The organism is Pseudomonas boreofloridensis, assembly GCF_030580795.1.
Taxonomy (GTDB): Bacteria; Pseudomonadota; Gammaproteobacteria; order Pseudomonadales; family Pseudomonadaceae; genus Aquipseudomonas; species Aquipseudomonas boreofloridensis.
Genome location: NZ_JAUQOQ010000010.1, coordinates 101,379 through 123,776, shown reverse-complemented (window position 1 = coordinate 123,776; position 22,398 = coordinate 101,379). Strand labels below are relative to the sequence as shown.

The following is a 22,398-nucleotide window of genomic DNA, read 5'->3' as shown; positions in this document are numbered from 1 at the left end:
GGCGATCAGCGCACCGGTGGCGCGTACTGGATGCCGCCGTTGTTCCACAGGGCGTTCAGCCCGCGGTCGATCTGCAGCGGCGTGCTCTTGCCCAGGTTCTTCTCGAACACTTCGCCGTAGTTGCCCACCTGCTTGACGATCTGCACCACCCAGTCCTTGGGCAGCTTGAGGTCCTTGCCGTACTCACCGTCGGCGCCGAGCATGCGCGCCACGTCCGGGTTCTTGGTGGACTTGGCCTCGGCTTCGACGTTCTTGGAGGTCACACCGGCTTCCTCGGCGTTGAGCATGGCGAACAGCGTCCAGCGCACGATGCTGAACCAGTCTTCGTCACCCTTGCGCACTACCGGGCCGAGGGGCTCCTTGGAAATGGTTTCCGGCAGCACCACGTAGTCGCCCGGCGCGGCCAGCTTGGAGCGCTGTGCGTAGAGCTGCGACTTGTCCGAGGTGAGCACGTCGCAACGCCCGGACTCGAGCGACTTGGCGCTCTCGTCGGAGGTATCGAAGGTGATCGGGGTGTACTTCAGGCCATTGGCGCGGAAATAGTCGGAAACGTTCAGTTCGGTGGTGGTGCCGGCCTGGATGCAGATAGTAGCGCCGTCGAGCTCCTTGGCGCTTTTCACGCCGAGCTTGTTGTTGACCAGGAAGCCGATACCGTCGTAGTAGGTGACCCCGGTGAACACCAGGCCCATGCCGGCGTCGCGCGAGCTGGTCCAGGTGGTGTTGCGCGACAGCACATCGACTTCACCGGACTGAAGCGCGGTGAAGCGCTCCTTGGCGTTGAGCTGGCTGAACTTGACCTTGCTGGCATCGCCGAACACGGCCGCCGCCACGGCGCGGCAGACATCGGCGTCGATGCCGACGATCTTGCCCTGGGCGTCAGGGACGGAGAAGCCCGGGAGGCCGTCGCTCACGCCACACTGGACGAAGCCCTTCTTCTGCACCGCATCGAGCGTGGCCCCGGCCTGTGCGGTGCTCACGGCACCGAAGGCGGCGGCAGCGGTCAGGACTGCCAGCGTGGTTTTCAACATCTTCATCAACAACCTCCAAATGCTCTTGTTGTATCGAGCCGGAATTGCACCGCGCCCTCATGAGGCGCATCCGACCCTGGTTGGCGTGTTATTCGGGTCAATTGGCGCAACGGGCCGTTCTGTGACAGCCTTTCCTGCAAGTGGACGGTGTTACCGGTCCGGTTTCGCCCCGTGCAGCGACATGGACATAGCAAGGGGCGTACCACAGTGACCGCCTAAAGCGTTTAAGCAGACGTCAAGAGGGTAAAGTTGCAGCGTTGCGACATGCAGTTATGGCCCTCGCCATCCACGCCGCCTTTTCACGCACTCAATGAGTTCCCACGCACTTTTTCGGAGCATTCATGACCCAACCGTTGATCCTCGAACCCCAGAATACGGCCGATGCCTGTGTGATCTGGTTGCACGGCCTGGGCGCCGACCGTTACGACTTCCTACCGGTGGCCGAATTTCTTCAGGAACGACTGCACAGCACGCGCTTCATCATGCCCCAGGCGCCAACCCGCCCGGTGACCATCAACGGCGGCTATGCCATGCCCAGTTGGTACGACATCAAGGCCATGAGCCCGGCGCGCGCCATCGACGAAGCGCAACTGGACGCCTCCGCCGCGCAGGTCATCGACTTGATCGAAGCCGAACAGGCCAAGGGCATCGACCTGGCCCGCATCGTCCTGGCCGGTTTCTCCCAGGGCGGCGCCGTGGTGCTGCACACCGCGTATATAAAGTGGCAAGAGGCCCTGGGCGGCGTCATCGCCCTGTCGACCTACGCCCCGACCTTCAGCGACACGCACCAGCTCAGTGCCTGCCAGCAGCGCACGCCCGCCCTGTGCCTGCATGGCGTGCACGATCCGGTGGTCATTCCCTCCATGGGGCGCACGGCGTTCGAGTACCTCAATACCTGGGGCGTAGCGGCGCGCTGGCACGAATACCCCATGGAACACGAAGTGCTGGTGGAAGAACTGAGCGACATCCACGACTGGCTGGCGCAGCGGCTTCAGTGATTTCCCACGCGCCTGTAGTCGCGGGCGCATTGCACTACGCCGAGTGGGGTTCTTGCATTACACTGCCCGGCGTACATTCCTTAATCAATTGACGAGACGACCGTGCTCAAGGCACTCAAGAAGATATTCGGCAAAGCCGACGCCGCCCCGCAGGCCGTCGCGCCCTCTGCCCCCGTGACAGCCCAAACGCCGCAGCCCACTGCCGCTCACCCGCCCAAGCCCGAGCGCGCCAGCGCGCCCAGCCCTCAGCCGGAGCCAGCGCCTCAGGCCACTGCACCGGTCGCCCGGACCCCGCGGGAAAAACCGCGCCGCGAGCGCAAACCCAAGCCGCAGGCCAGCCTGTGGAAACCGGAAGATTTCGTGGTCGAACCCCAGGAAGGCAAGACCCGCTTCCACGACTTCAAGCTCTCCGACACGTTGATGCATGCCATCCACGACCTGGGTTTCCCCTACTGCACGCCGATCCAGGCGCAGGTGCTGGGCCACACCCTGCGCGGCCAGGACGCCATCGGTCGGGCCCAGACCGGCACCGGCAAGACCGCCGCGTTCCTCATCTCGATCATTGCGCAACTGCAACAGACGCCGCCGCCCAAGGAACGCTACATGGGCGAGCCGCGCGCATTGATCATCGCGCCCACCCGTGAACTGGTGGTGCAGATCGCCAAGGACGCCGAAGCCCTGACCCGCTACAGCGGGCTCAACGTGATGAGCTTCGTCGGCGGCATGGAGTACGACAAGCAGCTCAAGGCCCTGGAGAAACGCCACTGCGACATTCTGGTGGCCACGCCTGGGCGCCTGCTGGACTTCCAGCAACGCGGCGAAGTGCACCTGGACATGGTCGAGGTGATGGTGCTGGACGAGGCCGATCGCATGCTCGACATGGGCTTCATCCCGCAGGTGCGGCAGATCATCCGTCAGACCCCGCCCAAGAGCGAACGTCAGACCCTGCTGTTCTCCGCCACCTTCACCGACGACGTGATGAACCTGGCCAAGCAGTGGACCACCGATCCTGCCATCGTCGAGATCGAGCCGGAGAACGTGGCCAGCGAAACCGTCGAGCAGCACGTCTATGCCGTGGCCGGCAGCGACAAGTACAAGCTGCTGTACAACCTGGTGACGCAGAACGGCTGGCAGCGGGTGATGGTCTTCGCCAACCGCAAGGACGAGGTGCGGCGCATCGAGGAGCGCCTGGTGCGCGATGGCGTCAACGCCGCGCAACTGTCCGGCGACGTGCCGCAGCACAAGCGGATCCGCACCCTGGAGAACTTCCGTGAAGGGCGCGTCACCGTGCTGGTGGCCACCGATGTGGCCGGACGCGGCATTCACATCGACGGCATCAGCCATGTGATCAACTTCACCCTGCCGGAAGACCCGGACGACTACGTGCACCGCATCGGCCGCACCGGGCGTGCAGGCACCAGCGGGGTGTCGATCAGCTTCGCCGGCGAGGACGACGCCTACCAACTGCCGGCGATCGAAGAACTGCTGGGGCGCAAGATCAAATGCGAGATGCCGCCGGACGCGTTGCTCACGCCGGTGCCGCGCAAGGCCCAGGCGAGCGCCAACCCGTCGGTGTAGACGCGCCTGGCTACTGCCAGCGCTCGGCCGCGTCCTGGTCGCTCTGGCGGCCTTCCACCCAGCGCGGCCCCTCCTGGGTGGTTTCCTTCTTCCAGAAGGGCGCGCGGGTCTTGAGGTAGTCCATGATGAAATTGCAGGCGTCGAACGCCGCCTGCCGGTGCGCGCTGGCCACGCCGACGAAGACGATCGGCTCGCCCGGCTCCAGCGCGCCGATGCGATGCAGCACCTCGACCTTCAACAACGGCCAGCGCTGCTGCGCCTCGTCGACGATCTTGCCCAGCGCCTTCTCGGTCATGCCCGGATAGTGCTCGAGGAACATCCCCGCCACCTCGCGCCCGTCATTGAAGTCGCGCACGTAGCCAACGAATCCCACCACCGCACCCACGCCGACATTCGCCGCGTGCAGGGCATTGAGCTCGTAGCCCGCATCGAAGACGGCCTGCTGAACCCGTATGGCCATGCTCAGCCTCCCGTTACCGGTGGGAAAAAGGCCACCTGGTCGCCCTCCTCCACGGGCTCGTCGAGCCGGCACAATTCCTCGTTGCGGGCGCACATCAGGTTCTGCTCGGCCAGCACCGCGTACGCGCCGCCCTTGGCCAGCAACGCCTGGCGCACGTCGTCGAGCACCTGGAAATCGCCGTCGAGCGACTCGCCGTCGAGCCCGAGCCGCTCGCGGTAGCGGGCGAAATACAACGTCCTGATCTTCATCACACAGGCACCTGGTAATGGCCGCTCTTGCCGCCGATCTTCTCCAGCAGGCGCACCTGCTCGATGACCATGCCTTTGTCGACGGCCTTGCACATGTCGTAGATCGTCAGGGCGGCGACACTCGCGGCAGTCAGCGCCTCCATCTCCACCCCGGTTTGCCCAGCCAGCTTGCAGCGGGCGAGGATGTGCACGGCGTCTTCGCCGTCGGCGCGCAGCTCCACCTTGACGCTGGTAAGCATCAGCGGATGGCACAGTGGGATCAGGTCGCTGGTTTTCTTCGCCGCCTGGATACCCGCAATGCGCGCCACGGCGAACACATCACCCTTGGGGTGCTCGCCCTCGACGATCATGCGCAGCGTGGCCGGCAACATGCGCACCCGCGCCTCGGCGCTGGCCTCACGTGAGGTCACGGCCTTTTCAGTGACGTCGACCATGTTGGCGCGCCCCTGGGAATCGAGATGAGTCAGCACTGCTCTGCTCCTGTGAAGAGAGTGCAGAGTGTAAACCGCTACTGGGCGAATGTGCAGGCAAAGCGCCCCAGCGCCGGCGAACCGGCGTTGAGGCGTTGGGGGCTACATATGCGACTCGGCGTACTCGGCCAGCACCGAGCGCGGCACGCCCTGCAGGGTGATGTGCACGCCGTGGGGGAAGTCCTTGAAGCGCTCGGTGAGGTAGGTCAGGCCCGAGCTGGTGGCGGACAGGTAGGGGGTGTCGATCTGTGCCAGGTTGCCCAGACATACCACTTTCGAGCCGGAGCCGGCACGGGTGATGATGGTCTTCATCTGGTGCGGGGTGAGGTTCTGGCATTCATCGATGAGGATCAGGCTCTGCTGGAAGCTGCGCCCGCGAATGTAGTTCAGCGACTTGAACTGCAACGGCACGCGCTCGAGGATGTACTCCACGCTGCCATGGGTGCTCTCGTCATCCATGTGCAAGGCTTCGAGGTTGTCGGTGATGGCGCCCAGCCAAGGCTCCATCTTCTCCGCCTCGGTGCCCGGCAGAAAGCCGATCTCCTGGTCCAGGCCCTGCACGCTGCGGGTGGCGATGATGCGCCGGTAGCGCTTGCTGACCATGGTCTGCTCGATGGCAGCGGCCAGCGCCAGGATGGTCTTGCCCGAGCCGGCGGCGCCGGTCAGGTTGACCAAGTGGATGTCCGGGTCGAGCAAGGCGAACAGCGCCAGGCTCTGATGGATGTCGCGCGGCTTCAGGCCCCAGGCCTCCTGATGCAGCAACGGTTCCTGGTGCAGGTCCAGCAGCAGCAATTCGCCTTCGCGCACCCCTTTGATCCAGCCGACGAAACCTTGCTCGTCGATGATGAATTCGTTCACGTGCACCGCCGGCAGCGGCTCGCTCAGTTGCACGCGATGCCAGGTACGGCCGCGCTCCTGGCGGGTGTCGACCTTGCTCACGCGGTCCCAGAACGAGCCGCTGACCGAATGGTAGCCCTTGGACAACAGCGACACGTCGTCGACCAACTGGTCGGTGCTGTAGTCCTCGGCGGCGATACCGCAGGCACGCGCCTTCAGGCGCATGTTGATGTCCTTGGTCACCAGCACCACGTCCAGGTCGCCGCGCCGAGCCCGCAGCTCCAGCAACTGGTTGATGATGATGTTGTCGTTCAGGTGTTCGGGCAGCAGCCGCGACGGCTCGTGGCGCGGACTCATCAGGATCGACAGGAAACCCTTGGGGCCGCTCTTGCCACGCTGGATCGGCACGCCCTGTTCGACGTCGGTGGGCGAGGCCTCGCCCAGGGTCTGATCGATCAGGCGGATGGCCTGGCGGCATTCGGCGGCGATGGTCTGCTTGCCGGTCTTGAGCTTGTCGAGTTCCTCCAGCACCGTCATCGGGATGGCGACGTGGTGCTCCTCGAAGTTGAGCAAGGCGTTGGGGTCGTGTATCAGGACGTTGGTATCGAGGACATACAGGATGGGCTTGTTGGAGGAAGGGTTGCGTCCTTGGTCATCCATACTCGGTCACCTTATGTGAAAGCAGGACGGCACAGGCGTACTGCGCCGCAGAGTGACCGCCGTTCTCCCCGTATCCGCGTCGTTACGGGCGGGGAGCGCACCTGGCAGAAGGAGGGCCTGGATGACGCCACCTGTGCTGCAGGAATCGGCTGTCTGGCTCCTTCATACCGCAAAAAGCGTGACGGAAAAAAGACTTTTTACGCGCACATGAAGTTTATTTTGCTGAATGACGAAGCGCCCTTGGCGTGATGCGCAACGACGACTACAGTCAGGGATGGAGCCGTTTTTTCTCCTGCACCACCGTCAGCGCGCCGTCGCGTAGGCGTGGCAGTCTTCCCAGCCGATACCGCTCTGCGCCGTGTGCTGCAGCAGCCAGTCGAGCGCAGGCTGGGCCTTGGGCTGGCTGTCATGGAACTGGATCACACCCTTGCGCCATAACAGCATCAGCGTCAGCACGCGCTGGGCCGATTGCTCGGCGTCCAGCGCGGTGTCGTCCTGGGCATCGATGTCCCACAACGACACCTGTAGCCCCTGCGCGGTCATGAAGCCTTCGCCATCGGCGCGGCGCTGGCCATAGGGTGGTCGAAACAGGGGGACATACTGCTCGGGCATCAGCGCCTGCACCTGCGCCTGGCTGCGCCGCAGCGAGTCCTGCCAATCCTGCCACTGGGCATGCGAGCGGTATTCCCAGCCCTGGATGCCCACGCACTGCCCGGCGTACAAGCTCGCCACATCCGCGCCCTGGCTGGCGTCGCGGCGCTGCTGCACGCGGCTGCCGAGCACGAAGAAGGTGCCGCCCAGCTTCTGCCGGCGCAGGTAGTCGGCGAGTGTATCGCTGCTGCTGCCCACCGGGCCCGGGCCTCCGGCGAAGGTCAGCAGGAACACCCGATCGTTGAGCTCGTCGCCGCTGCGCTCGCGGCTGGAGAGTCGTTCGACCTCGCTGCTGGTCTGCGGAAACAGCGCGGCCTTGCGCAATTGCTCGTCCAGGTAGCGCTGGTTGAAGCGATGACTGGGCTCGACCCACCCCTGGTAGAACTCGCCCACCTCGCTGGCGAAGGTCGCCGAGCGCGTGCGCAGATCCGCCATCGAGTCCACGGCGTAGCAGAACGACGCATCCTCCTCGCAGCTCAGTTGCGCCTGCTGGTAGTTCTCCCACAGGCGCTGCCACATCCGCGCCCGCACCGCGCGCACCACCGACAGGTTGATCTGGCGCAGCCCCAGACGCGCCGCCAGGCTGCCTTCATCGAGCATCTCGCTTTCATGCAGCACCTGAGCGAAGGAAAGGATCTGCGCCCGCGAGGCCACATCGAACAGGACCGGGCTGTCGAGCTGTTCCGGCCACAGGCTGCGGTCGAAACTGACCGCCAGCGGCGGGGCGGCCTGCGCCGCCGTAGCGAACAGCGCGAACAGAAGAGCGAGGGCGATGCGCACGAGCAGTCTCCGCAAAATGAACTGACGCACTATAGCGTCACAGCCGCCGATGGTCTGTGCCTATGGCAGGCATAGTTTGGCGCGCCAGCGCAGGCCCCCGTAGAATCACGCCAACCTTTCCAGGAGCCGACCCCATGTTGACGGTGATTTCCCCCGCCAAGACCCTCGACTACGACACCCCACCCGTCACCCAGCGTCATACCCTGCCCCAGCACCTGGATCATGCGCAGATCCTCATTGAGCAACTGCGCGATTTTTCGCCGGCGCAGATCGCCGAACTGATGCACCTGTCCGACAAGCTCGCCGGCCTCAACGCCGCCCGCTTCGGTAGCTGGACGGCCGACTTCACCCCCAGCAACGCCAAGCAGGCGCTGCTGGCCTTCAAGGGCGACGTGTACACCGGGCTGGACGCCGAAAGCCTGAGCGAAGACGACTTCGCCTACGCCCAGCAGCACCTGCGCATGCTCTCGGGCCTGTACGGGCTGCTGCGTCCGCTGGACCTGATGCAGCCCTATCGCCTGGAGATGGGCACCAAGCTGGCAAACGCTCGCGGCAAGGACCTCTACGCCTTCTGGGACACGCGCATCAGCGAATGGTTGAACCAGGCCCTGGCCGACCAGGGCGATGACCTGCTGCTGAACCTGGCCAGCAACGAGTACTTCGGTGCGGTGAAGAAAAACGCGCTCAAGGCGCGGGTGATCCACGTCGACTTCAAGGACCTGAAGAACGGCCAATACAAGATCATCAGTTTCTACGCCAAGAAAGCCCGTGGCCTGATGAGCCGCTTCGTGATCCAGGAGCGCATCGCCGACCCCGAGCAGCTCAAGGGCTTCGACGTCCAGGGCTACTACTACAGTGCCGAGCAGTCGCGGCCAGACCATTTGGTGTTCCTGCGCGACCAGCCCGAGCCCTGACCCCACCGCCCCGCCACTCCCAGGCGGGGCTAATCGGTGACCCACACCCACCCCGCCTCCAGGCCTTGGACCTGCACGCCCGTCACCTGCGGGAGGTCCACGTATCGTCACGAACAATGAGCCTCGATCCCTGGTCACGAAAGCCACAAAAACCCGGCGGTCAAATGCAGCCGTCTGTGGTCGTCGTCAGCTCAGCGAAAATTCGACACCAGGAACGCCAAAAAATGGTCGCCAAAAAACCATCAACCCTGTCTGTGGCCTAGGTTCATGAACGACCACTCGTAAATTTCCGACTTTTTTTGAAAAAAAATTTCCGATGCTGGCATATAACCATCCCACCTCGTTTTGCCCCTTTATATATCGGGACGAAACCGGACCGTGCCATCAGAATGAAAGTATTTATCATTGAAAAAATATTTAGAAATCTTTCATCTGCGTCGAACCCACCCCGGAACTTACCTTCCGAGCACCGCTCATACCACCCGTAACGATTCACCAGCGTGCAACGTGAGAGATGACTTACAGCTAACTTAAGGCCGGTTTCCACTGCCGGCCCCGACAACTTCGGCTACCGCTTCGGGTATACCCAGCGGCCGGTCCAAGAAGGAGAGACGCGCCCCTTACTATTCGTCCTAGTGGTTGATTTCAAAGGATTTACTCACTTGAAAGAACAAGCACAGCAACGCACCGCATAAGGCGTTGCAATAAAGACGGCTGCATTCAAGGGCACGCCTTTTAATTACTGGCCATTTAATTGCCAAGTTTGAGCGCACTGCAGTATGCGCTCCGGATTCGTTCATGCCTGCGCCCGGTGAAGTGTCACTTCGCCATGGATCCGTGCGCCTGCAAGAGCAGGTCAATCAACCCGGCTCGGTTCTGTGAAAGAACCGGCGCGATATACACACGAGGTGAATACGATGCGTATCAGCATCTTTGGTTTGGGTTACGTAGGTGCCGTCTGTGCAGGTTGCCTGTCGGCACGCGGTCATGAAGTGATCGGCGTGGACGTGTCCACCACCAAGATCGACCTGATCAATCAGGGCAAGTCGCCCATCGTCGAGCCGGGCCTGGAGCAATTGCTGCAACAGGGCATCGCCAATAGCCGACTGCGTGGCACCACTGACTTCGCCGAAGCGATCCGCGCCAGCGACGTGTCGATGATCTGCGTCGGCACCCCCAGCAAGAAAAATGGCGACCTGGGCCTTGAGTACATCGAATCGGTGTGCCGCGAGATCGGCTATGTGCTGCGCGACACCACCCGCCGCCACACCATCGTGGTGCGCAGCACCGTGCTGCCGGGCACCGTGAAGAACGTGGTGATTCCGATCCTGGAAGACTGCTCCGGCAAGAAGGCGGGCGTCGATTTCGGCGTGGCGGTCAACCCCGAGTTCCTGCGCGAAAGCACCGCGATCAAGGACTACGACCAGCCACCGATGACCGTCATCGGCGAACTGGACAGCGCCAGCGGCGACGTGCTCCAAGCCATCTACGAAGAGCTCGACGCGCCGATCATCCGCAAGCCGATCGAAGTGGCCGAGATGATCAAGTACACCTGCAACGTCTGGCACGCCACCAAGGTCACCTTCGCCAACGAAATCGGCAACATCGCCAAGGCCGTGGGCGTCGATGGCCGCGAAGTGATGGACGTGGTCTGCCAGGACAAGGCCCTGAACCTGTCGCAGTACTACATGCGCCCTGGCTTCGCCTTCGGCGGCTCGTGCCTGCCCAAGGACGTGCGCGCCCTCACCTACCGCGCCGCCAGCCTCGACGTGAAAGCACCGCTGCTCGATTCGCTGATGCGCAGCAACGAGTCCCAGGTGCAGAACGCCTTCGACATCATCGAAAGCCATGACAAGCGCAAGGTCGCCCTGCTTGGCCTGAGCTTCAAGGCCGGCACCGACGACCTGCGCGAAAGCCCGCTGGTGGAACTGGCCGAGCGCCTGATCGGCAAGGGCTACGAGCTGAACATCTACGACCAGAACGTCGAGTACGCCCGTGTCCACGGCGCCAACAAAGACTACATCGAGTCGAAGATCCCGCACGTGTCCTCGCTGCTCAACGCCGACTTCCAGCAGGTGATCGACGGCGCCGACATCATCGTCCTGGGCAACCGTGACGAGCAGTTCCGCGCCCTCGCCCAGCAGGCCCCGGCAGGCAAGCAGGTGATCGACCTGGTCGGTTTTATGAGCAAGCCCACCAGCACCGCCAGCCGCACCGAAGGCATCTGCTGGTAAGCCAGCCCGACGCGGGGCCACCCGGCCCCGCCTTTTCCCGATTTCTCGCGACGGATGCTGAACATGCAAAGGCTCCAGACAGTGCTGCTGCAGTGCGCCGGATGGCTGCTCTTCATGAGCCTGCTCATGCTGATCGCCCTGGCCCTGCCCAGCGATATCTTCGACTCGCAATCGAAGCACTTCATCTTCCTGGTCGGCGCTGTCGGCATCTGGCGCTACTCCATGGGCGCCACCCATTTCATCCGCGGCATGATCTTCCTGTACCTGGTCTACCCCTACCTGCGCCGCAAGGTGCAGAAGCTGGGCAAGGCCGCCGATCCGTCGCACGTGTACCTGATGGTCACCAGCTTTCGTATCGATGCGCTGACCACCGCCCAGGTGTACAGCTCGGTGATCCGCGAAGCGATCGACTGCGGCTACCCCACCACCGTGGTCTGCTCGCTGGTGGAGAAGTCCGACGAGTTGCTGGTCAAGAGCCTGTGGGCCAAGTACAACCCGCCCGAGCACGTGGCCCTGGACTTCGTGCGTATCGCCGGCACCGGCAAACGTGACGGCCTGGCCTATGGCTTTCGCGCCATCTCCCGCTCGCTGCCGGACGAGAACGCCGTGGTGGCGGTGATCGACGGCGACACCGTGCTGGCCGAAGGCGTGGTGCGCAAGACCGTGCCGTGGTTCAAGCTCTACCCCAACGTCGGTGGCCTGACCACCAACGAATTCTGCGAAGTGCGCGGCGGCTACATCATGAGCGAGTGGCACAAGCTGCGCTTCGCCCAGCGCCACATCAACATGTGCTCGATGGCCTTGAGCAAGCGCGTGCTGACCATGACCGGGCGCATGTCGATGTTCCGCGCCAGCGTGGTCACCAACCCCGAGTTCATCGCCGACGTCGAGAGCGACTCGCTGATGCACTGGCGCCTGGGCCGCTTCAAGTTCCTCACCGGCGACGACAAGTCCAGCTGGTTCAGCCTGATGCGCCTGGGCTACGACACCTTCTACGTGCCGGACGCGGCGATCAACACGGTCGAACACCCGCCGGAAAAGAGCTTCCTCAAGGCCAGCCGCAAGCTGATGTACCGCTGGTACGGCAACAACCTGCGGCAGAACTCCCGCGCCCTGGGCCTGGGCCTGCGGCGCCTGGGGCTGTTCACCAGCATCGTGCTGTTCGACCAGCGCGTGTCGATGTGGACCAGCCTGCTGGGCCTGACCGTGGCGCTGATCGCCAGCTTCAAGTTCGGCCTGCAGTTCCTGCTGGTGTACCTGCTGTGGATCGGCATCACCCGCCTGATCCTCACCATCATGCTGCTGTGCTCGGGCCACAGCGTCGGCCCGGCCTACCCGCTGATCCTCTATTACAACCAGATCGTCGGCGCGCTGATGAAGATCTACGTGTTCTTCCGCCTCGACAAGCAGTCCTGGACCCGTCAGCCGACGGCCCTCAAGCGTGACCTCGCCAGCTTTCAACAATGGTTCAACACCTGGTCCTCGCGGACCATGACCTTCTCGGCGGCCAGCATCTTCGTCGCTGTGCTGTTCATGGTCGTGTGAGCCCAACCCGGATCGATGCAAAGGAACAAATCGCCATGAATAACGCTGTCAACGTCAACGTCGTGCATGAGTCCGAGGCCCAGCGCCAGCACGCTCGCGTGCGTATTCCCGCCAAGCTGCGCTACCTCGACGGCGAGCGCCAGCAGCAGGAGGTCAAGGTCGACGACCTGTCCGCCGGCGGCCTGTCGTTCCATGCCAAGCGCGCCCTGCCGGTCGGCGAACTGCTGCGCGGCCGCCTGCAGTTCGTGGTCGACAACCTCGGCCTGGCGATGGACGTCGAGCTGCTGGTGCGCTCCAGCGACACCAGCAGCGGGCGCATCGGCGCCGAGTTCCAGAACCTGGAACCGCGCGACATCGCCACCCTGCGCCACATCATCACCAGCCACCTGTCCGGTGAGCTGATCAGCGTCGGCGACGTGCTCAGTACCCTGCAGCGCGACAACTTCACCAAGGCGCGCAAGCAGAAGGACGCCGGCTCCGGCCTGTCGCCCTTCGCCCGCCTGCGTGCGGTCAGCGTCACCCTCGGCGTGTTCGTGGTCGGCATCGCCGCCTTCGGCTTCGTCGCCAAGTCGCTGTACGGCCTGTACTTCGTCAGCCACGCCGAAGCCGGGGTGGTCGCCGTGCCCACCACCACCATCACCATGCCCCGCGACGGCAGCTTGCAGGGTCTGGTGCAGACCGGCGCGCAGATCGGCAAGGGCGCGCCGCTGGCCACCTTCAACACCAGCATGCTGGACCTGCTCAAGGGCCACCTGGACGACTCGCAACTGGAGCCGGCCAAGGTCGAGGAGCTGTTCGGCAAGCAGCTCTCCGGCACCCTCACCAGCCCCTGCGACTGCGTGGTCGCGCGGCAACTGGTGGACGACGGCCAGTACGCCAGCAAAGGCCAGCCGGTGTACCAGTTGATCCCGCGCACCACCAATCCAACGGTCGAAGCACGCTTCAGCTATCGCCAGTTCGACGAGGTCAAGCCCGGCACCCGGGTCAACTTCCAGGTGGCTGGCGAAGACCAAGTGCGCACCGGCGTGATCGTCGGCAGCAGCAGCCTGGACACCGACAACCTGGCCTCGGACATCCGCGTGCAGATCGAGCCTGACGGCGCGTTGCCCGCAGAGCTGGCCGGGCGTCCGGCCTCGGTGAACAGCGACCGTGGTCCGTCGATGGACTGGCTGATCGACCGCGCCGTGGCGCGCGGGCTGTAAGGGGACCGGGGATGAAGCCTTTGAACGGTGTTTCTTCGGTGGCGGCGATGCTGCCTCCCACCGGTACGGCGCTGGAGACGAGCGCTGTGGGCGCGGGCTCGTCCCGCGATCGGGCGCCCAGCGCCCGCCCACTGGCCTGGTGTGCCCTGGCCGCCGCCATCGCCCTGGCCGGCTGCGCCGGCCTGCCCGACCAGCGCCTGGCCAACGAAGCGCTGAAACGCGGCGACACCGCCACCGCCCAGGCCAACTACAAGGCCCTGGCCGACCTGGGCTACAGCGATGCCCAGGTGGGGCTGGCCGATATCCAGGTCGGCAGCCGCGATCCGGCGCAGCTCGAACAGGCCGAAGCCACCTACCGCGCGGCCGCCGCCACCTCGCCGCGGGCTCAGGCACGTCTGGGCCGCCTGCTGGTGGCCAAGCCCGGCAGCACCCAGGCCGAGCGCGAAGAAGCCGAAACCCTGCTCAAGCTCGCCGCCAAGCAAGGCGAGGGCAATACCCTGATTCCGCTGGCCATGCTCTACCTGCAATACCCGCAGAGCTTCCCGGACATCAACGCCCAGCGCCAGATCGACCAGTGGCGCGCCGACGGCAACCCCGAGGCGGGCCTGGCCCAGGTGCTGCTGTACCGTACCCAGGGCAGCTACGACCAGCACCTGGACGACGTCGAGCAGATCTGCAAGGCCGCGCTCAGCGCCGCCGACGTCTGCTACGTGGAACTGGCCACCGTCTACCAGAAGCGTGGCCAGAGCGACCGCCAGGCCGCCCTGCTCGACCAGCTCAAGTCGGCCCACGCCCGTGGCACGGTGCCGGCCACCCGCGTCGACAGCGTCGCCCGGGTGCTGGCCGACCGCAGCCTCGGCCAGACCGACGAGAAGACCGCCCAGGCCCTGCTCGAATCCGTCGCCCCGAACAACCCCGCGTCCTGGGTGAGCCTGGCGCAACTGCTCTACGACTTCCCCGAGCTGGGCGACACCGAGCAATTGCTGGCCTACCTCGACAAAGGTCGCGACGCCGAACAGCCGCGCGCCGACCTGCTGCTGGGCCGTCTGTACTACGAAGGCAAGCAGGTGCCGGCCGATGCACACAAGGCCGAGCAGCACCTGCAGGCTGCGGCCGATGCCGGCGAAATCAGTGCCCATTACTACCTCGGCCAGCTCTACCGCCGTGGCTACCTGGGTCAGGTGGAACCGCAGAAGGCGGTCGATCACCTGCTCAGCGCCGCCCGTGGCGGTCAGCTCAGCGCCGACTATGCCCTGGCCCAGTTGTACAGCGAAGGCCACGGCATCCGTCCCAATCCGGGCAACGCCTGGGTATTCGCCCAGCTCGCCCAGCTCAACCCCACTGAGCAGTCCAGCGAGCTGCTGCAACAGCTCGAACCGCAGCTCGACGCCGAGCAGCGCAGTCAGGCCCAGCGCCTGCTGGAGCAGGAAAAGACCGCGCGGGCCGGGATGCTCCAGGCCAGCACCAGCAGCCTGGCCCTGGACGCCCTGCAGGACGGCAACGACCAGAACGACGCAGACGCCGAGGATTCGCTATGACGCTCAACCCCTTCGTGAAAGCCGGCATCGGCCTGAGCTTCGCCCTGTTGTGGTCGCTGCCGACCCTGGCTGCCGAAACCGCCGCCAAGAACTTCGGCCTGGAGGTCAAAGTCACCGGTCAGTCCGAAGACGACCGCGACCTGGGCACCCGTCCCGGCGGCGACGTCAACGGCCTGGGCCTGGACCTGCGCCCCTGGGTCTACGGCGAGCGCGGTAACTGGAGCGCCTATGCCATGGGCCAGGCCGTGACGGCCACCGACACCATCGAAACCGACACCCTGCGCCAGAACGACGACGGCACCGCCGTGGACACCGGCGACGACAGCCGCAAGCCGGACAAGAGCTACCTGGCCCTGCGCGAGTTCTGGGTCGGCTACAGCGGCTTCACGCCCTACCCCGGCGAGCAACTGCGCTTTGGTCGCCAGCGCCTGCGCAGCGACGACGGCATGTGGCGCGACACCAACATCGAGGCGCTGAACTGGAGCTTCGACACCACCCTGCTCAAGGCCGACCTGGGCGTGGCGCAGCGCTTCAGCGAATACCGCACCGACCTCACCGAACTGGCCCCCGAAGACAAGCACCGCACCCATGTCTTCGGTAACGTCGCCACCCAGTGGACGCCCGGGCACTGGGTCGGCCTGCGCGCCCATCACACCCACGACAGCGGCAGCCTGAACAACCCTGGCGAGCGCGTCGATGCCCTGGACAAGACCCGCACCGGCGATCTCACCTGGCTGGGCCTCGAAGCCAACAGCGATGCCTACAACTGGCGCAACGACCATACCGTCAACTACTGGGGCAGCCTGACCTGGCTGACCGGCAACCGCGACACCCTGAGCAGCCAACTGGTGGGCGACGAGCAGGTCGCCACCGGCACCCGCAGCGGCGACGTCAACGCCTGGGCCACCGACCTGGGCATCCGCCTGCGCCTGGACCCCAACTGGCAGGTCGGCGCGGCCTATGCCCGCGGCAGCGGCGGCGGCAGCGACGGCTCGAACAACTTCGAGCAGACCGGCCTTGAAAGCAACCGCTCCAACTTCACCGGCACCCGCTCGCGCGTGCACCGCTTCGGCGAAGCCTTCCGTGGCGAGCTGGGCAACCTGCAGGCAGCCACCCTGTTCGCTTCCTGGCAACTGCGCGAGGACTACGACGCCAGCTTCATCTACCACAAGTTCTGGCGCGTGGACGGTGAGCAGAACATCGGCTCCAGCGGTATCAACGCGGTGGTCAACGACGACGGCATCAACCGTCCGCTGGTCAATGGCGAGAAAGACCTGGGCCAGGAAATGGACGTGGTGGTGACCAAGTACTTCAAGCAGGGCCTGCTGCCCGCCTCGCTGAGCCAGTCGATCGACGAGCCCTCGGCGCTGGTACGCCTGCGCGCCGGCGTGTTCAAGCCCGGCGATGCCTACGGCAAGGAAGCGGACTCGTACATGCACCGCGCTTTCGTCGACGTGATCTGGCGCTTCTAAGGCCGGCCAAGGACTTTTATGAACCTGCACCCGAACCTTCGCCACAGCCTGCTGGCCAGCGCCCTGCTGCTGGCCTGCGGTGTGGCCGCCGCGGAACCTGCGCTCACCGCCAAGGGGCTGCAACAGGCCAAGACCTACACCGTGGCCGCCGCGCCCAGCGAACCGTTGCAGATGGACCCACCGACGCTGCCCGACCTCTCCGGCTACACCGCCGAGGCCGTGCAGCGCAAGATCGACCGTCGCCACAAGGGCAAGGTCAGCGTGCGCCGCATGCTCCAGGAAGAGGCACTCAAGGAGTTCATCGGCGGCGACAACAAGGCCGCCGAGTGGGTCCAGCGCCAACACGGCATTCCCCAGGCGATTTTCGTCGACGACGGGCATGTCGACCTGACCGAACTGAGCCGCAAAGTGCCCGCCCAGTACCTGCGCGAAACCGCGCCGGGCGTGTACCTGGCGCGCCTGCCGATCGTGGTCGGACGCCACGGCGTGCTGGAGATCGACGGCAAGGTCAAGGAACTGCGCCTGTCCCAGGAGGGCGGCGCGTTCCTGATCAACGACGGCAAGCTGTTCGTGCGCGACACCCAGGTCACCGGCTGGCGGGAAAAGGACAACGGCCCGGCCACGTTCCGCTCGCCCAAGGAATTCCGCCCGTTCCTGCTCAGTTGGGGCGGCACCGAGACCTACATCGTCAACAGCAAGATGGCCAGCTTCGGCTACGCCAAGTCCAAGTCCTACGGGGTGAGCATCTCCCAGTACACGCCGAACATGGCCAAGCAGATGGGCCGCCCCGAACCGACCGGCTGGATCATCGGCTCCGAGTTCAGCGACATGTGGTACGGCTTCTACTGCTACGAGACCCAGGGCTTCGTGATCAAGGACTCGACCTACCGCGACAACATCGTCTACGGCATCGACCCGCACGACCGCTCGCACGGCCTGATCATCGCTGGCAACACCGTGCATGGCACCCAGAAGAAGCACGGCATCATCGTCTCGCGTGAGGTCAACGACAGCTGGATCATCAACAACAAGAGCTTCGACAACAAGCTCTCGGGCGTGGTGATCGACCGCAACAGCATCAACAACCTGGTGGCCTACAACGAGATCTACCGCAACCACACCGACGGCATCACCCTCTACGAGAGCGGCGACAACCTGATCTGGGGCAACCAGGTGATCAACAACCGCCGCCACGGCATCCGCGTGCGCAACAGCGTGAACATCCGCCTGTACGAAAACATCGCCATGGCCAATGGCCTGGTCGGGGTCTACGGCCACATCAAGGACCTCACCGACACCGACCGCGACATCGCCCTGGACCCCTTCGACGCCAAGGTCTCGCTGATCGTGGTCGGCGGCGAACTCACCGCCAACGGCTCCGGCCCGCTGTCGATCGACTCGCCCCTGTCGGTGGAGCTGTACAAGGTGGCCATGCTCGCCCCGCGCAAGTCCAGCGGCATCAGCCTCAACGGCGTGCTCGGCGAGCGCCAGGACGAAATCCTCGACCTGCTGGTGCGCCAGCAGAAGGCCGTGCTGATCGACCCGGTCGAGCGCCAGAGCGAAATGATCGATTAAGGAAGCCCAGACCATGACCCCACACTTGATCAAACTGCTCGGCCTGTCCGCCGCCCTCCTGGCCATCAGCCAGGGCGTGCGCGCCGAGCAGGTGCAGGCGCCGAGTTTCAGCGCCGAGCCCTGCTGCCAGCTGTGCCCCGAGGCGCATGACGCCAGCCGCTACGTGACCCGCTACCAGCAGAACTTCACCACGCTGGTGCAGGCCCAGGGCGACTGGCTGTTCCGTACCCGCGAAGACCTGCGCACCGAGTTCGACACCACCCCCGGCGGCTACAAGCGCCTGCAGCAGGTGCACGATGCGTTCAAGAAGCGCGGCATCGAACTGGTGGTGGTGTACCAGCCCACCCGTGGCCTGGTGAACCGCAACATGCTCAAGCCCGAAGACAAGGCCGCCTTCGACTACCAGAAGGCCCTGCACAACTACCAGGCCATGCTGCAGCGCTTCGCGAAGATGGGCTACAACGTGCCTGACCTGTCGCCCCTGACCAACGAGCAGTTGGCCGCCGCCGACCAGGGCAAGGACTTCTACTTCCGCGGCGACCAGCACTGGACGCCCTACGGCGCCCAGCGCGCGGCGCGCATCGTGGCCGACACGGTGCACCAGATGCCGGCGTTCGAGGGCATCCCGCGCAAGGAATTCGAGACGCAGAAATCCGGGCGCATGGGCAAGACCGGCACCCTGCACAACGTCGCCGGGCAGTTGTGCGGCACCAGCTACGCGGTGCAGTACATGGACCAGTTCACCACCGAGCCCAAGGGCGAAAGCGGCGGCGACGACCTGTTCGGCGACTCGGGCAACGCCCAGATCACCCTGGTCGGCACCAGCCACAGCGGCAAGAACTACAACTTCGCAGGCTTCCTCGAACAGGCCATCGGCGCCGACGTGCTCAACGTCGCCTTCCCCGGCGGCGGCCTGGAAGGCTCGATGATCCAGTACCTGGGCAGCGAGGAGTTCCACAAGAACCCACCGAAGATCCTGATCTGGGAATTCTCCCCGCTCTATCGCCTGGACCAGGAAACCATCTGGCGGCAGATCCTCGCCCTGCTCGACGACGGCTGCGACGACCGCCCCGCGCAGATGAGCGCCAGCGCCACGCTCAAGCCCGGCAAGAACGAATTGCTGGTCAACGGTCGCAATGGCGTGATCAAGGACCTGGTCAACCGCAACCACCAGCTCGACATCCGCTTCGAGGATCCGTCGGTCAAGGTGCTGCAAGCCACCCTCTGGTACCTCAACGGTCGCCACGAGGACATCAAGCTGGAGAAACCGGAGACCTCCGACACCGACGGGCGCTTCGTCTTCCAGATGCGCGAAGACGAGGACTGGGCCAGCCAGAACCTGCTGGCCCTGGAAGTCCAGGGACCGGAAAGCGGCACCCAGAAGGTCGAGGCCAAACTCTGCAAACGCAACAACTTCGCCGGCAGCGCGCGCCACACCGCGCAAGCCGGCCAGTGAGGCGAACATGACGGCATTCACGCGCACCCTGCGTCCTGCATTACTGACCCTGGCCCTGTTCGGCGGCGTCGCCCACGCGGCCCTGGTCCCGCCCCAGGGCTACTACGAGGGCATCGAGAAGCTCAAGGTCAGCGACGGCAACTTCCGCTGCGAACCGGCGCCCAAGCCCTACACCGGCGCGCTGCAATTTCGCAGCAAATACGAAGGCTCGGACAAGGCCCGGGCCACCCTGAACCTGGCTTCCGAGCGAGCCTTCCACCAGTCCACCGCCGACATCACCACGTTGGAGAAGGGCGTCAGCAAGATGGTCGGTCAGTACATGCGCGACGGACGCCCGGCGCAGCTCGACTGCGTGCTCGGCTGGCTGGACCGCTGGGCCGAGGCCGATGCGCTGGAGTCCACCGACTTCAACCACACCGGCAAGTCCATGCGCAAATGGGCGCTGGGCAGCATGAGCGGCTCCTGGCTGCGCCTGAAATTCTCCAGCGCCCAGCCCCTGGCTGCGCACCGCGCCGAGGCCCAGCGCATCGAGCGCTGGTTCGCCAAGCTGGCCGAGCAGACGGTGCGCGACTGGAGCGACCTGCCGCTGGAGAAGATCAACAACCACAGCTACTGGGCGGCCTGGTCGGTGATGGCCACTGCCGTGGCCACCGACCGCCGCGACCTGTTCGACTGGGCGATCAAGCAATACAAGGTCGGCATCAACCAGATCGACGACCAAGGCTTCCTGCCCAACGAGATCAAGCGCCGCCAACGCGCCCTGGCCTACCACAACTACGCCCTGCCGCCGCTGGCGATGATCGCCAGCTTCGCCAAGGCCAACGACGTCGACCTGCGCAGCGAGAACAATTTCGCCCTGCAGCGTCTGGGCGAAGGCGTGCTGGCCGGCGCTCGCGACCCGGTGCATTTCGCCGAGCGCGCCGGGGTCAAGCAGGACCTCAAGGACCTCAAGGTCGACAGCAAGTACGCCTGGCTCGAACCCTGGTGCGCGCTGTACCAGTGCGTCGGCGACACCCAGCAGCGCAAGCACGGCATGCAGCCGTTCAACAGCTTCCGCATGGGCGGCGACATGACCCGGGTGTACGACCCGAACGCAGAACGCAAGAAATGAAATGACCCCTGTGGGAGCGGGCTTGTCCCGCGATTGCGTCCGACTGGACAACACCGGCGAATCGACTGACGCAATCGCGACAAGCCCGCACACAGGGACCAAGGTGATCCGCCGCGTTTTCGTGGGGGGTTTGGGGGGCGCTGTGCCCTGGCTGCTGTGAATAAAAAGGAGAACCGGGATGGTCTTTTCGTCCAACGTGTTCCTGTTCCTGTTCCTGCCGGTTTTCCTCGGCTTGTACTACTTGAGCGGCAACCGTTATCGCAACCTGCTGCTGCTGGTCGCCAGTTACATCTTCTACGCCTGGTGGCGGGTGGACTTCCTCGCGCTGTTCGCCGGCGTGACCCTGTGGAACTACTGGATCGGCCTGAAAGTCGGCGCCGCCGGCGTGCGCAGCAAACCTGCCCAGCGCTGGTTGCTGCTGGGCGTGGGCGTGGACCTGGCGATTCTCGGCTACTTCAAGTACGCCAACTTCGGCGTCGACAGCCTCAACGCGATCATCGCCTCGTTCGGCCTGGAACCGTTCATCCTCACCCATGTGCTGCTGCCGATCGGCATCTCGTTCTACATCTTCGAGTCGATCAGCTACATCATCGACGTGTACCGCGGCGACACCCCGGCCACGCGCAACCTGATCGACTTCGCCGCGTTCGTGGCGATCTTCCCGCACCTGATCGCCGGTCCCGTGCTGCGCTTCAAGGACCTGGTGGAGCAGTTCAACCACCGCACCCACACCCTGGACAAGTTCTCCGAAGGCTGCACCCGCTTCATGCAGGGCTTCATCAAGAAAGTGTTCATCGCCGACACCCTGGCGGTGGTCGCCGACCACTGCTTCGCCCTGCAGAACCCGACCACGGGCGATGCCTGGCTCGGCGCGCTGGCCTACACCGCGCAGTTGTACTTCGACTTCTCCGGCTACAGCGACATGGCCATCGGCCTGGGCCTGATGATGGGCTTTCGCTTCATGGAGAACTTCAAGCAGCCGTACATCAGCCAGTCGATCACCGAGTTCTGGCGGCGCTGGCACATCAGCCTGTCGACCTGGCTGCGCGACTACCTGTACATCACCCTGGGCGGCAACCGCAAAGGCACCCTGGCCACCTACCGCAACCTGTTCCTGACCATGCTGCTGGGCGGTCTGTGGCACGGCGCCAACTTCACCTACATCATCTGGGGCGCCTGGCATGGCCTGTGGCTGGCCATCGAACGGGCGCTGGGCATCGACACCAATCCGCAGCGCTTCAACCCGATCAAGTGGGCCTTCACCTTCCTGCTGGTGGTGGTCGGCTGGGTGATCTTCCGCGCCGAGAACCTGGAAGTGGCCGGTCGCATGTACGGCGCCATGTTCAGCTTCGGCCAGTGGCAACTGTCGGAACTCAACCGCGCCCAGCTCACCGGCTTGCAAGTGGCCACCCTGGTGGTCGCCTACCTGAGCCTGGCGTTCTTCGGCCTGCGCGACTTCTATCGCAACGCCACCCCGCCGATTGCGGCGCGCGTGCCGGCGCAGGTCCACGGCGACGGCACCCTGAGCCTGGACTGGACCCGGGTGATGACCCGCGCCCTGGTGCTGCTGCTGTTCGTTGCCTCGATCCTCAAGCTTTCGGCGCAGAGCTACTCGCCGTTCCTGTACTTCCAGTTCTGAGG

18 protein-coding genes are annotated in these 22,398 nt (G+C 64.7%); 12 read left to right on the top strand and 6 right to left on the bottom strand.

The features are described from left to right. Positions 1-5: 5 nt before the first annotated feature. A complete protein-coding gene (locus Q6A47_RS14110) occupies positions 6-1,034 on the bottom strand; it encodes an amino acid ABC transporter substrate-binding protein (RefSeq protein WP_039579903.1) in 1,029 nt (342 codons plus the stop codon). A 335-nt stretch (positions 1,035-1,369) separates the two neighbouring features. On the opposite strand from Q6A47_RS14110, the gene Q6A47_RS14105 reads away from it, so the two are divergent. Both Q6A47_RS14105 and rhlB read left to right on the top strand, forming a co-directional pair. Next, a complete protein-coding gene (locus tag Q6A47_RS14105) occupies positions 1,370-2,026 on the top strand; it encodes an alpha/beta hydrolase (protein WP_039579906.1) in 657 nt (218 codons plus the stop codon). 102 nt (positions 2,027-2,128) lie between these two features. After that, positions 2,129-3,604, top strand: a complete 1,476-nt coding sequence (gene rhlB / locus Q6A47_RS14100; protein ID WP_039579908.1) for an ATP-dependent RNA helicase RhlB — start codon at positions 2,129-2,131, stop codon at positions 3,602-3,604. 10 nt (positions 3,605-3,614) lie between these two features. Here the strand turns inward: rhlB and moaE are convergent, their stop codons facing one another. The 5 genes from moaE to Q6A47_RS14075 all read right to left on the bottom strand — a co-directional run bounded on the left by moaE (position 3,615) and on the right by Q6A47_RS14075 (position 7,710). Beyond that, entirely contained in the window at positions 3,615-4,064 is a 450-nt protein-coding gene (gene moaE, locus Q6A47_RS14095; RefSeq protein WP_039579911.1) for a molybdopterin synthase catalytic subunit MoaE, read from the bottom strand. Between the two features lie 2 nt (positions 4,065-4,066). Then, entirely contained in the window at positions 4,067-4,312 is a 246-nt protein-coding gene (locus Q6A47_RS14090) for a MoaD/ThiS family protein (protein ID WP_029614993.1), read from the bottom strand. Further along, positions 4,312-4,782, bottom strand: coding sequence for a cyclic pyranopterin monophosphate synthase MoaC (gene moaC, locus Q6A47_RS14085; RefSeq protein WP_039579913.1), 471 nt, complete (start codon positions 4,780-4,782; stop codon positions 4,312-4,314). Before moaC ends, Q6A47_RS14090 begins: the two co-directional genes overlap by 1 nt. Positions 4,783-4,884: 102 nt before the next feature. Then, on the bottom strand, positions 4,885-6,279 hold the full coding sequence (locus Q6A47_RS14080; RefSeq protein WP_039579916.1) for a PhoH family protein: 1,395 nt from the start codon (positions 6,277-6,279) through the stop codon (positions 4,885-4,887). A gap of 303 nt (positions 6,280-6,582) precedes the next feature. Further along, positions 6,583-7,710 (bottom strand): polysaccharide deacetylase family protein, encoded by a 1,128-nt coding sequence (locus Q6A47_RS14075; protein WP_304484607.1) that lies wholly within the window; start codon positions 7,708-7,710, stop codon positions 6,583-6,585. A 134-nt stretch (positions 7,711-7,844) separates the two neighbouring features. On the opposite strand from Q6A47_RS14075, the gene yaaA reads away from it, so the two are divergent. The 10 genes from yaaA (at position 7,845) to Q6A47_RS14025 (ending at position 22,396) form a co-directional block, all read left to right on the top strand. Further along, entirely contained in the window at positions 7,845-8,624 is a 780-nt protein-coding gene (yaaA, locus tag Q6A47_RS14070) for a peroxide stress protein YaaA (protein ID WP_304484606.1), read from the top strand. Between the two features lie 917 nt (positions 8,625-9,541). Then, positions 9,542-10,858, top strand: a complete 1,317-nt coding sequence (locus Q6A47_RS14065) for a nucleotide sugar dehydrogenase (protein WP_304484605.1) — start codon at positions 9,542-9,544, stop codon at positions 10,856-10,858. A gap of 63 nt (positions 10,859-10,921) precedes the next feature. After that, a complete protein-coding gene (alg8, locus tag Q6A47_RS14060) occupies positions 10,922-12,403 on the top strand; it encodes a mannuronan synthase (RefSeq protein WP_039579927.1) in 1,482 nt (493 codons plus the stop codon). A gap of 35 nt (positions 12,404-12,438) precedes the next feature. Next, a complete protein-coding gene (locus Q6A47_RS14055) occupies positions 12,439-13,605 on the top strand; it encodes an alginate biosynthesis protein Alg44 (RefSeq protein WP_304484604.1) in 1,167 nt (388 codons plus the stop codon). Positions 13,606-13,616: 11 nt separating this feature from the next. Beyond that, entirely contained in the window at positions 13,617-15,143 is a 1,527-nt protein-coding gene (algK, locus tag Q6A47_RS14050; protein ID WP_304484603.1) for an alginate biosynthesis TPR repeat lipoprotein AlgK, read from the top strand. Then, entirely contained in the window at positions 15,140-16,615 is a 1,476-nt protein-coding gene (locus Q6A47_RS14045) for an alginate export family protein (RefSeq protein ID WP_304484602.1), read from the top strand. Before algK ends, Q6A47_RS14045 begins: the two co-directional genes overlap by 4 nt. Before the next feature lie 18 nt (positions 16,616-16,633). Further along, positions 16,634-18,190 carry a mannuronan 5-epimerase AlgG gene (gene algG / locus Q6A47_RS14040; RefSeq protein WP_304484601.1) on the top strand — a complete coding sequence of 519 codons (1,557 nt, stop codon included), beginning with the start codon at positions 16,634-16,636 and terminating at the stop codon, positions 18,188-18,190. A gap of 13 nt (positions 18,191-18,203) precedes the next feature. After that, positions 18,204-19,646 (top strand): alginate O-acetyltransferase, encoded by a 1,443-nt coding sequence (locus tag Q6A47_RS14035; protein WP_304484600.1) that lies wholly within the window; start codon positions 18,204-18,206, stop codon positions 19,644-19,646. A 7-nt stretch (positions 19,647-19,653) separates the two neighbouring features. Then, on the top strand, positions 19,654-20,757 hold the full coding sequence (locus Q6A47_RS14030) for a mannuronate-specific alginate lyase (protein WP_304484599.1): 1,104 nt from the start codon (positions 19,654-19,656) through the stop codon (positions 20,755-20,757). 178 nt (positions 20,758-20,935) lie between these two features. After that, positions 20,936-22,396 carry an MBOAT family O-acyltransferase gene (locus Q6A47_RS14025; protein WP_116889038.1) on the top strand — a complete coding sequence of 487 codons (1,461 nt, stop codon included), beginning with the start codon at positions 20,936-20,938 and terminating at the stop codon, positions 22,394-22,396. The last annotated feature ends 2 nt before the right edge of the window (positions 22,397-22,398 follow it).